This is a genomic window from Sphingopyxis flava, assembly GCF_900168005.1.
Lineage (GTDB): Bacteria > Pseudomonadota > Alphaproteobacteria > Sphingomonadales > Sphingomonadaceae > Sphingopyxis > Sphingopyxis flava.
Genome location: NZ_FUYP01000054.1, coordinates 1 through 11546 on the forward strand (window position 1 = coordinate 1; position 11546 = coordinate 11546).

An 11546-nucleotide genomic window follows, 5' to 3' on the forward strand; every position below is an offset into this window, starting at 1 on the left:
CGGGTTCTACGTCGGCCAGCCGGCGTTCGCGGCGATGAAGCGCAACGGCTATGGCCGGATCCTGATGACCAATTCCGCCTCGGCCTTCTTCGGCATGCCGTGGCAGGCCAACTACGCCGCGGCCAAGCTCGGCCTTGCCGGGCTCGTCAACGTCATAGCGCTCGAAGGCGCGAGCCACGGCATCCAGGCCAACGGCCTGTTGCCGACGGGTTCGGGACGGCTCGGCCGCGGGGATGGCGAGATGGACTGGCCCGCAGGGTTGATGGAGGCGGCGCCGCCGGGCATGGAATTGATCGCACCGTGCATGCGCAACGAATACGTCACGCCGATGGTGCTGTGGCTGGTCAGCGAGCGGTGCAAGACGAGCCACGGCTTCTACAGCGCTACCGCCGGCCGCTTTGCCAAGGTGTTCATCGGCGCGACCGAAGGCTGGCTGGCCGACTTCGAGAACCCGCCCATGCCCGAGGACATCGAACGGCACATGGCCGAAATCGACGACATATCGAGATTCGCCATGCCCCACATCGTCTTCGACGAATTCGAGCCCATCATCGCCGCACAGCGCGCGCGACTTGCGAAGTAAGGAAACGACAATGGCAACTGTGCTTGCGGAAAGGCCCGCCCACGTTCCGCCCGAACTGGTCGTCGACGCCAACATCTATGCCCTCCCCGGCGGCGATACCGACCCGCAGATGGCGTGGAAGGCACTCGACATTCCGGGCAACCCCGGCTTCGTCTGGACGCCCCACAACGGCGGCCACTGGATCCTGACATCGGCCGAACTGCTGTGGGATATCTTCCCCGACCTCGACCGGGTGTCGGCCAACGATATCCAGATCCCGCCGGGCGACGGATCGTTCAAACTCATCCCCAATGAATCGGACGAACCCGAGCACCACTACTATCGCAAGATCGTGCTGCCCTTCGTCAGCCCCAAGGCCGTTCGCGGCCTGATGGACGAGGTGCGTTCGATGAGTGCCGAACTCATCGACGGTTTTCTGGACCGCGGCTCGTGCGAGTTCATGACCGAATTCGCGCGTCACGTGCCGATGCGTATCTTCCTGACGCTGGTGAACTTGCCGGATTCGGATCGCGAATGGCTTGTGGACGTTGTCGACAAGGTGATCCGTCCGCAGTCCGAGGAAGATCGCACCAGCAATACCACGCGCATGTCGACCTATCTTGCAGAATGGATCGACAAGCGTCGGGCCGAGCCCGGCGACGACCTGCTGAGCGCGATCATCCACGGCAAGGTCGGCGACCGGCCGATGAACGAACTGGAAGTGCTGGGCCAGTGCATGGATGTCATGTTCGGCGGCCTCGACACGGTCGCCAGCATGATGGGCTTCATCATGCACTTCCTGGCCACGCATCCGGATCAATATCGTGACCTGGCGGGCAATCCCGCCAGGCTGTCGATCGCGATCGAGGAAATGCTGCGGCGTTTCGCCGTCGCCAATCCGGGTCGAAGGATCGTGCAGGATATCGAGCGTGAAGGCTATGCGATGAAGGCGGGCGACATGCTCGTTCTCGCCAGTTGCCTGCACGGTCTTGACGAGGGGCGCTGGGACGATGCCGCCACCGTCGATATCGACCGCAAGCGCAGCACGCACTGTACCTTCGGCATCGGCGTACACAACTGCCCCGGCGCAGGTTTGGCGCGCAGCGAAATCACGATCATGCTGGAAGAATGGATCAGGCGCGTGCCCAGTTTCGGCGTCGATCCCGAGCGGGCCGTGGCCATGGCGACCGGAGCCGTAAACGGCGTTGTCGCCCTGCCGCTGGTTTGGCCAAACGCGGCTCAGCCGCTTCCGGGCAACTAGGAACCACCAATGAATGCCATCGCCCGCATATCCGACTTCGACGATCCCGGCTTCGATCCGTTCAAGACCTTCGATACGGCGGCCGGGCTGTTCGAGATCATGGACCCGTGGCCCCGATTCCACGAGCTGGCGGCACGCGGTCCGGTACAGGTCGGGTCCCTGCGCGAGCAGTTCGGCCTGGAGGAATTCGCGCTGTGGTCCGATGTGCCGAGTTACATGGTCTTCGGAACAGAGGCCGTTACCAAGGCCTATCTGAAGGCGCCGACGTTCTCGAACGAGATCATGATGCGCGTCTATGCCGAATCCTTCGGCGCCTCGATCAACGGAATGGATGCGCCCGAACACACGCGTTATCGGCGGCTTTTCCAGCAGGCGTTCATGCCGAAGCAGGTGCTGAGTTGGGGATCCCACCTCGTGCCGGAAGTGGTCAATCGCCTGATCGACGGCTTCGTCGGCAATGGCAAGGCCGACCTCGTCCGCGAATTTACCAGCCGCTACCCGTTTGACGTCGTCTATGCCCAGCTAGGCTTACCCAAGGACGAAGGCGCGCTGTTTCACAAGCTCGCGGTCGGGCTGATGTGCATAATGGTCGACTATCCCCATGCCGTCGAAGCGTCGCGCAAGATGGGCGACTATCTGCTGAAGCTGCTGAACGAGCGCCGCCAGGGGCATGGCGATGACATCGTCACGATGCTGGCCCAGGCCGAAGTGGGCGGCGAACGCCTGCCCGACGATATCGCCGTGTCGTTCCTGCGCCAGCTTCTCAACGCTTCCGGCGACACGACATATCGCGGTACGAGTGCGCTACTGGTCGGCCTCCTCACCAATCCCGATCAGCTTGCAGCCATTCGTGCCGACCGCTCTCTGGTGGACCAGGCGATTGACGAGGCGCTGCGCTGGGACGGGCCGCTGACGGCGATGACCCGGCAAACCCTGTGCGATGTCGAGTTGATGGGCGTCACGATACCGGCCGGTGCGAAGGTCGATGTCGTCCAGGCCACGTTGAATCGTGATCCGTCGCGCTATCCCGATCCCGACAAGTTCGATATCTTTCGCGAACAGAAGCGCCACGCCGCCTTCGCGTTAGGCCCCCACGTCTGCATTGGCCAGCATCTGGCTCGCATCGAGATGAACCGCGCCGTCAATGCGCTGCTCGACCGCCTGCCCAATCTGAGGCTCGACCCGGACTATCCGCCGCCGCAGATCGTGGGCTTCAACTCTCGCGCGCCGATCGAACTGCGCGTCCTGTTCGACAGTTAGGGATTGATCGCGGCGGTAGCGATCGGCACCTTTTGCGTCGATCGCTCCCCGCACCCCACTGCGACCCGCGCCAAATGCTGGAGCCGGAGAAGCAGCCGCAGCCGCAGCCGCAGCCGACGCGAGGATCGCGATTGCGGCTGCCGTGACAATCCACGGTTCGTGAAGTGGTCTGCTGCGTGCATGAAGCAGGCGACAGCGTTCCGCGATCGATTGCGTAACCGAGACAGTTCGGCTGCCAGACCCGAACCGACAGGGCCTGAGAACGCCGCCTTGCATTCGAGCCCGAAAAAACACCGCGCTTCGTGGCGATCGCCCCGAAGCGCGGTGGTTCGTCAATCGTCAGAAGTCAAAGCGGAGCGAAGCGCCGTAGGTACGCGGCGGGCCATACGTGATGGTGGCGTAGCCGAAGGTCGCGAACTGAACCTGCGACGATGTCCCGTAACGCTTGTTCAACAGGTTGCGGCCCCAGATCTGGAGCGTGGCGGGCGAACCCATCACGTTCTTCCAGTTAATCGAGCCGTTCGCGAGGAAATAGCCGGGAAGCTCGTTGAATTCGGCGCCCCCTGCCAACTTGTCGAACTCGCCCAGCCGGTTGGCCTGCGTCGTCCGGCTGGTGTAGTAGCCTGACAGTGTCGTCGAAACTTCGCCCGTGTCGTCATCGGTCGGCCAGACGTAGGTGATCGCACCGTTGATCTGATGCTTGGGTGTCTGGGCCGGGGTCGCGCCGCTGAGGTCGACCGGCGGAATGTACGTCGCATTGCTCGGTCCACCCAGACCTGGATAGATGAACTCATCGAACTTGGCTTTGATGTAGTTGTAGTTCAGGTCCAGCGTCAGCCCCGCGACCGGCGAATAGCGGGTTTCCAGATCGAGGCCGTAGATCGTTTCCTTGGCCGCGTTGACCACGCCAAAGCCGGTGCCGCCGCCATCGTAGTTGGCGTTGGCGAACACCTGCTTGCCGCTGATCTTGCCGCGATAGAGCGCAGCGTTGACGCGGATCGGTCGACCGCCGAGATCCCAGTCCGCCTTCACGCCGACTTCGATCATCGTGTTCTTTTCCGGCTGGTAGGTCGTGCGCCCCTCATCACGCAGTGTAAAGTTGGTGCCACCGGCAAGATAGCCGTGGCTGATCTTGGCATAGCCGAGCACACGGTTGCTGAACTTGTTGGAAAGACCGAACATCCAGCTCGGTGCCTTGAACGTCGCACTGCGTGACGCTTCGCACGTTGCGGGATTGAAGTTGGCATATCCCAGCAGGCTGCTGAGGTCGCATGGACGTTCCGCAGTCGGGAAGAAATCCGCACCGAAGATCGGCAGGGTGCCCAGCGGGGTGGCGGGGTTGAATACGTTGCTGCCCGCCGTCACGTTCGAGCGGACTTCATCCCAGTTGTAACGGTAGCCGGCCGACACGATAAGGGTATCGGTGATGTCGTATTCACCGTTGGTGTACAGCGCCCTCGATTCCGTTTCCTTGCGTTCGAAATTGTTGGTGCTGATGACATTGTTCGGAGCGCCAAAGGCGGCGAAGAGACCTTGCAGCACGTTGGCGTTGATGCCGGTCTTGCGGCGCATGAACGAATAATAGCCGCCTACGCTGACGCGCAGACCGAGATCGGTACTGGCGAAAAGCAAGGTGACGTCGTCTGTCCACTGCGAAACCTTGTCATCCCGGTACACGTCCGTGGTGACGGGACGGGTGAAGCCCGGAGGATTTTCAGAATTCGTCGTGTGGTCATTGCGATAGCCAAGCACATTGCGCAGCGAAACCGTATCCGACAGCTCGAGGTTTGTGCGGTTCTGCACGCCGAACAGGTCGGCCCGGCCGAACAGGTCGGGCTGGACACCAGTTAGGTTGGGCGCCATGTACACTCTGTTGTAAGTACCCACCTTGGCACCGAGATCGGGCGGAAAGATGCCGAGCCCGCTGGTGACATACTTGACCGGCACGGCCGTGTAAGGCGCTTCGTCGCGGTTGTAGTAATCGGCGATCAGGACGTTATCCAATATGCCGCTCTTGATCGACATGGTCCCGCGCAGCGAAAAATGGTTTTCGTCCTGGAAATCCTCGGGCAGAATGCCGGCATTGTCCGGGTTCTTCACGTAACCGTCGCGCTTGACGTAGTTGCCCGCAAACCGGAACCCGATTGCTTCGTTGACCGGAATATTGATCATGCCTTCGATCTCGCGGCGATCGAAGTTGCCGTAGCCGACCTTGCCGTAGCCTTCGAATTCATCGGTCGGCAGATTGGTGCGGACCGAGATCGTGCCGCCGGTGGTGTTGGTGCCGAATTGCGTCCCCTGCGGGCCCTTGAGCACTTCGATCGCCGACACGTCGTAGAACGAATTCATGATGCCCACTGTCGAGATGAGCGGCACGTCGTTGAAATAGAGGGCCACGCCGCCGTCGATGCCGAGTTCGGTCGAGGTGCCGCGGATCGCGAAGACCGGCACACCGCCCGTCGCGTTGTTGGAAACCGTCAGGCCCGGAGTGATAGCCTGAAGGTCCTGCGCGCTGAGCACGACCTTCTGCTCCAGTTCTTCGCCGGTAAACGCGGCCACCGAGATCGGCAGCGACTGCGAGGATTCGCCGACCTTGCGTGCTGTCACGAGGATTTCGCCGAAGCCGCTTTCGGCTTCCGCCGGAGCGTCCGCCTCAACCGTTTGCTCTGCCTGCGCGGTGTCCTGCGCCTGCGCCGTCTGGGCGATCAGGGCGATGGACAGCGCCATCCCCGAAATGGCCACGTTCCTTGCTGAAGCTTTCATCATCTATCCCTTTGCAACGTCATGGTGAGCGGGCGAAAGGACACCTGCCCGGACACGCGCATGTCCGGCTGGTTGTCCTTTCCCCCTCCGGAACTCCGTCCGGATCGTATCGACTTGTCCGACAGGGGACCCCGCGTGCATGACGCTGGCAGCGCGCCATCGCCCGACAGCGCGCAGCCGGCTACAGGATTGACGAAAGACCAGTCCTGCTGCCTGTCCCATGTTGAGCGACACCGCCCGGGGATCGCGAAGCATCCGCCTCCACGTCTACGAACCGATGTCCGGCAAGCTCTTGTGGGCCGCCCCATAGCGGGTTCTGCGGCAATGAAAATTGCCGGGCGGCGTGTATTTTCTATCTGATATCGGTCGCTTGCGCGCGCTCTACGATCCGCGATCGCGTCCGATGCGGGACCTTTCTTGCCTCGTCGTGGTGGAAGGCGCCATTCCGCCGGGCGCGTGGGGCAACACCGCGCGACCTGGACCCGCCTTCCCGCCGGCGCCGACCGGTATCAATCGCATAGCTGATAAGCATGCGAGCCCTGCGTGCTTGCACTGGACAGCTATCGCTCGAAGTTGCCTTTGGTATCGGAAGGCGACGCAGCACGGGCTGGCCAACGCGGACTTTTCCGATTCCGAGGGAAAAGGACGGCGATCATATCATTACGAAGAGAAGCAGAATGACCACCAAAATCGGCATCATCGGTGCCAATTGGAGCCTCAAGGTCCATGGCATGATCTGGCAGCAATTGCCCGACGTCGAAGTCGCAGCGGTCTGCACGGCGCACAAGGAAACGGCCGAAGCCGCTGCCGCGGCGTTCAACATTCCCAAGGCCTACTGGAGCATCGCCGACCTCGTTGCCGATCCCGAGATCGACATCATCGACGTCGGCAGTCGCCCGGCCTATCGCCCGGAAATGGTGATGGCCGCTCTGAACGCGGGCAAACATGTGTACAACGCACTGCCTTTCGCGATCACCCTTGATCAGGCCAAGGCGCAGGCCGACCTTGCCCGCGAAAAGGGTTTGATCGGTGTTGCCGACGCGCAATTCCGGTGGGGCGCGGCGGCGCTGCAGATGAAGCAGATGATCGACGAGGGGTTCCTCGGCAAGGTTCTCGGCTTCAACATGCAGCTGCACATGCCGCTGTGGGAGCGCGACGGGCTGATCTATCCGGCCTGCGCCTTTCCCGAAGCCGGCATGGACCCATACCTGTGGCTTGCCGACAAGGAGAGCGGCGGCAGTGCATGGCGCAATTTCGGCACCCATACGACCCTGCTGCTGACCCACCTGCTTGGCCCTGTGGCGGAAGTCACCGGTCTGCAGGCGACGGGCTTGAAGGAGTGGCCGCTTCCCAACGGCATGGTCCTCGAACCCGATACGGCCGACCTGGGCTGCGCGGTCATGCGGCTTGAGAACGGGGCGATCGGCAACCTGCAAACCGGATGGTGCGTCCCCGACGCCGAAGTCATCCGTCTCGAGGTCTGGGGTGATCGCGGCCGCCTGCTCTATACCGACCCGACCTTTGGCGACGGGATCAGTGCGAAACTCTATGCCGGCCCTGTCGCGCAGAAGGAATATGGCGAACTGACCGGCGGGCCGGTCGAAATCGCGCCTGAGCATTACGCCGTGCCGAACACCCCGTGGAACAAGGACAACGCGCCGGCCTACCTCGTCGAGATGGGCTGGATGTTCCACAATATGCTCGAGGCCATAAAGGGGAACGCCCGCCCCTCTCCCAGCTTCGACGAAGCCCTGCACGCGCACAAGGTCGTCATCGCGCTCGAACAGTCGAACGATACCGGACGACGCGTATCGATTGCGGACCTTTAGGCTAGAGAAGCATCGACCTGCCTTGGCGCATCAGCCGGGCAGGTCGATCTTCGAATTGCCGTCGATCGAGGGTGCCGACGCAGCAGTCTGGCAGCCGGTGGGTCCAAGAGATGGCTCGGACCCCGCTGAACGCCTACGACGCACCGCGCGTCATTGCGCCATCCGGCATCTCGGCAGCCACCGGATGGCGGGTTCACAGATGGGCGGGCTCGCCCAGGATCTGTTCGAGCTTGCGCAGGAAGCGCGCCGCGTCCGCGCCGTTTATCACGCGATGGTCGTAGCTCAGCGAGAGCGGCATCATCACCCTCGGCTGGAACGCGGTTCCGTCCCAGACCGGCTTCACCCTAGTCTGGGTAATGCCCAGTATTGCCACCTCGGGCTGGTTCACGATGGGCGTGAAGCCGGTGCCGCCGATTCCGCCAAGCGACGAGATCGTCATCGAACCGCCTTCCATCAGGCTCATCGGCAGGCCCTTCTCACGCGCCTGCGTGCCAAGCTCGCGGATCTCCTTCGCGAGATCAGCCACGTCGCGGGTATCGACGTTCCGCAGGACGGGCACGACAAGACCCCCGGGGGTATCGACCGCAATGCCGATGTTGGCATACTTCTTGACGATGAGGGTCTTGCGGTCCTCGCTCAACGATGCGTTGAATTGCGGGAAATCCGCAAAGGCACGGGCGATCGCCTTGGCGACGAAAGCCAGCGGCGTTACCTTGCCTGAAGTCGCCGCGAGGGCGGCCCGATGGTCCTCGAGACTCGTCACATCGACATCGTCATGATGGGTGACATGCGGTATCGACGTCCAGCTCTGCGTCAGCCGGCGGGCGACGACCTGCTGGATCCGCGACAGTGGCCGAGCCTCGACCTCGCCGAATTGCGCCAGATAGTCCGCGAGGGTGGCTTGTGTCATGAAGTAATTCCCTTGGCTTCGCGACGAGGTCAGGTGGTCGCCGAGGACTTCGAGATCGCGGCGATCTGGCTCAGCACCATTTCCGCATGTTCCTTGCGGCAGACGAGCAGGTCGGGAAGATAGGTGTCGGCCTGGTTATAGACCAACGGGCTGCCGTCGATCCGGCTGCAGTGCAGGCCGTGGGCGAGCGCCACGGCGACCGGCGCGCAACTGTCCCATTCGTATTGCCCGCCGGAATGGAGGTAGATGTCCGCCTCGCCCCGGATGACCGCCATGGCCTTGGCCCCGGCGCTGCCCATCGGCACCAGTTCGGCGCCGATCGCCTCGGCCACGGCCAAGGCTTCGGCGGCCGGTCGTGTGCGGCTGACGACCATGCGCAGCTTGTGCGGCGCGGCAGACACGGTGATCGGTGCGTCGCTGCGCAGGAGTTCGCCCGCGCCCGGCAGCGCCACGGCGCCAACCACTGGTGCCCCGTCGATCGCGAGCGCGACGTGGACCGCCCAGTCGGTCCGCTCTTCGCCGTATTCGCGCGTTCCGTCGACGGGGTCGACGATCCATACGCGCGAACATGCCAGACGGTCGGGGTTGTCCTTTTCCTCTTCGGACAGCAGCCCGTCGTCCGGCCGCTGCTCGCGCAGGGCATGTACGAGGAACTGGTTGGCGGTGGCATCGCCAGCCTTGCCCAGAGCCTTGAGGCTCAGCATGCCGCTGCTGCGTACCGTGATAAGCAGCTCTCCCGCCACTTGGACGAGGTGAGCGGCGAGGTCGGCGTCGGTCATTGCCATGGAACCGTCTCCCTCACTTCAGCGGCATGAGCTGGCGGATGATGTGCTCCGCCGCTTCTTCGACCGACATCTCCGAGGTGTTGACCCTGATCTCGGGCGATTTGGGTTCCTCGTAGGGGCTGTCGATGCCGGTAAAGTTCTTGAGCTCGCCCGCACGCGCCTTCTTGTAGAGGCCCTTGACGTCGCGGCTTTCGGCCACGGCGAGCGGGGTATCGACGAAGATCTCGACGAACTCACCTTCGGGCAGCATGGCGCGGACCATGTCGCGCTCGGCACGGAACGGGCTGATGAAGGCGGTCAGCACGATGAGGCCGGCATCGGTCATCAGCTTCGCCACTTCGCCGACGCGGCGGATGTTCTCGATCCGGTCCGCCTCGGTAAAGCCCAGGTCCTTGTTGAGCCCGTGGCGCACGTTATCGCCGTCGAGCAGGAACGTATGCCGGTTCATCAGGTTGAGACGGGTTTCGACCGCATTGGCGATAGTGCTCTTGCCGGCACCCGAAAGACCGGTGAACCACAGCACCTTCGGAGTCTGGTTCTTGAGTGACGCGTGGTCCTTGCGCGTCAGGTCGGTCGGCTGCCAGTGAACGTTCTGGGCACGGCGCAGGCTGAAGTTGATCATCCCGGCGGCGACCGTGGCGTTGGTCAGCTTGTCGATCAGGATGAAGCCCCCGAGCGACCGGTTTTCCGCATAGGGCTCGAACACCAGGTCCTTGTCGGTGATGATCTCGGCCACGCCGATCGCATTGAGGTCGAGCGTCTTGACCGCGACATGTTCCATCGTATTGACGTTGACCGCGTATTTCGGCTGCTGGACGGTGACCGACACGGTCTGCGTGCCGAGCTTGAGCCAGTAGGCCCGGCCGACATGCATCGCCTCGTCATTCAGCCACACCAGCGTCGCCTCGAACTGGTCGGCGGCCTGCGGCGGATTGTCGGCCACCGCGATCACGTTCCCGCGCGAGCAGTCGATCTCGTCGGCAAAGCATACGGTCACCGACTGCCCGGCCGTCGCCTTGTCGAGGTCGCCGTCGAGCGTCACGATCCGGGTGACCGTGCTGGTCTTGCCCGACGGCAGGACCCGCACTTCGTCGCCCGGCTTGACCGAGCCGGTGGCAATCAGGCCGGAAAAGCCCCGGAAGTCGAGATTGGGACGGTTGACCCACTGCACCGGCAGGCGAAACGGCTTTGCGGCATCGACCGACGAGAGAACCTCGACCGTTTCGAGATGTTCGACCAGCGTCGGCCCCTTGTACCACGGCGTATTATCCGACGCAGCGGTGATGTTGTCGCCCTTGAAGCCGGAGATGGGCATCGCGGTGAAGGTCTCGATCCCGATGCTGCGCGCGAATTCGGTATAGTCGGCGACGATGTCGTCGAAGACTTGCTGGCTGTAGTCGACCAGGTCCATCTTGTTCACCGCCAGCACCAGGTTCCTGATGCCGATCAGGTGGCACAGGTACGAGTGGCGCCGCGTCTGCACCAGCACGCCCTTGCGCGCGTCGATCAGGATGACGGCAAGGTCCGCCGTCGACGCGCCGGTCACCATGTTGCGAGTATACTGCTCGTGCCCGGGGCAGTCGGCGACGATGAACTTGCGCTTCTCGGTGTTGAAGAAGCGATAGGCGACGTCGATGGTGATGCCCTGCTCGCGCTCTGCTGCAAGCCCGTCGACGAGCAGCGCGAAGTCGATTTCCTGCCCTTGCGTGCCGACTTTCTTCGAATCGGACTGCAGCGCGTCGAGCTGGTCCTCGAAGATCATCTTGCTGTCGTACAACAACCTGCCGATCAGCGTCGACTTGCCATCGTCAACCGAACCGCACGTGATGAAGCGCAGCATCGACTTGTGCTGATGGGTATCGAGATAGGCGTCGATATCCTCGGCGATGAGGGAATCGGTCTTGTAGATCACGTCCTGGCCGCTCATCAGAAGTACCCCCAGGGGAATCGCATTTGAAAATATAGTAGCGTGATGAGTTGATATGGATTCTTTGGGTGTCCTCACAGTAAGGAGGATATCCATGTCCTGGTTTGCCGCGGCGTTTGATGATCTTCGCGATCCGCGAACGGGCAACGCGCGCCGTCACGATCTGCTGGAAGTGCTGACGATGGCGCTGACGGCGTCGATTTGCGGGGCGGAGAGTTGTTCGGATTTTGCGGATTTCGCGGTGGATCG

The 11546-nt window shown here is 62.7% G+C and carries 9 protein-coding genes; 5 read left to right on the forward strand and 4 right to left on the reverse strand.

The annotated features are described in order from the left end of the window. The 3 genes from B5X69_RS19610 to B5X69_RS19620 all read left to right on the forward strand — a co-directional run. The coding region (locus tag B5X69_RS19610) for an SDR family NAD(P)-dependent oxidoreductase (protein ID WP_139375895.1) at nucleotides 1-583 on the forward strand (583 nt) is incomplete at its 5' end. 10 nt (nucleotides 584-593) lie between these two features. Beyond that, nucleotides 594-1823 carry a cytochrome P450 gene (locus tag B5X69_RS19615; RefSeq protein WP_079640202.1) on the forward strand — a complete coding sequence of 410 codons (1230 nt, stop codon included), beginning with the start codon at nucleotides 594-596 and terminating at the stop codon, nucleotides 1821-1823. A 9-nt stretch (nucleotides 1824-1832) separates the two neighbouring features. Further along, a complete protein-coding gene (locus tag B5X69_RS19620; protein WP_079640203.1) occupies nucleotides 1833-3083 on the forward strand; it encodes a cytochrome P450 in 1251 nt (416 codons plus the stop codon). A gap of 339 nt (nucleotides 3084-3422) precedes the next feature. Here the strand turns inward: B5X69_RS19620 and B5X69_RS19625 are convergent, their stop codons facing one another. Continuing rightward, the gene (locus B5X69_RS19625; protein ID WP_176141702.1) at nucleotides 3423-5846 is read right to left on the reverse strand and encodes a TonB-dependent receptor; all 2424 of its coding nucleotides are present in this window, start codon (nucleotides 5844-5846) and stop codon (nucleotides 3423-3425) included. A gap of 677 nt (nucleotides 5847-6523) precedes the next feature. Between B5X69_RS19625 and B5X69_RS19630 the strand changes: the two genes are divergently transcribed. Then, on the forward strand, nucleotides 6524-7675 hold the full coding sequence (locus B5X69_RS19630) for a Gfo/Idh/MocA family protein (protein ID WP_079640205.1): 1152 nt from the start codon (nucleotides 6524-6526) through the stop codon (nucleotides 7673-7675). Between the two features lie 193 nt (nucleotides 7676-7868). On the opposite strand, the gene B5X69_RS19635 is transcribed toward B5X69_RS19630, so the two are convergent. The 3 genes from B5X69_RS19635 to cysN are packed head-to-tail and all read right to left on the reverse strand — an operon-like array spanning nucleotide 7869 to nucleotide 11297. Beyond that, entirely contained in the window at nucleotides 7869-8585 is a 717-nt protein-coding gene (locus B5X69_RS19635) for a 2-oxo acid dehydrogenase subunit E2 (protein WP_079640206.1), read from the reverse strand. 29 nt (nucleotides 8586-8614) lie between these two features. Then, the gene (locus tag B5X69_RS19640; protein ID WP_079640207.1) at nucleotides 8615-9370 is read right to left on the reverse strand and encodes a 3'(2'),5'-bisphosphate nucleotidase CysQ; all 756 of its coding nucleotides are present in this window, start codon (nucleotides 9368-9370) and stop codon (nucleotides 8615-8617) included. Nucleotides 9371-9383: 13 nt separating this feature from the next. Next, complete coding sequence (cysN, locus tag B5X69_RS19645; RefSeq protein ID WP_079640208.1) at nucleotides 9384-11297, reverse strand: sulfate adenylyltransferase subunit CysN; 1914 nt, start codon at nucleotides 11295-11297, stop codon at nucleotides 9384-9386. Nucleotides 11298-11391: 94 nt separating this feature from the next. Between cysN and B5X69_RS19650 the strand changes: the two genes are divergently transcribed. Continuing rightward, nucleotides 11392-11546 (forward strand): transposase family protein (locus tag B5X69_RS19650; protein ID WP_139375896.1); only part of this gene is annotated, 155 nt, incomplete at its 3' end.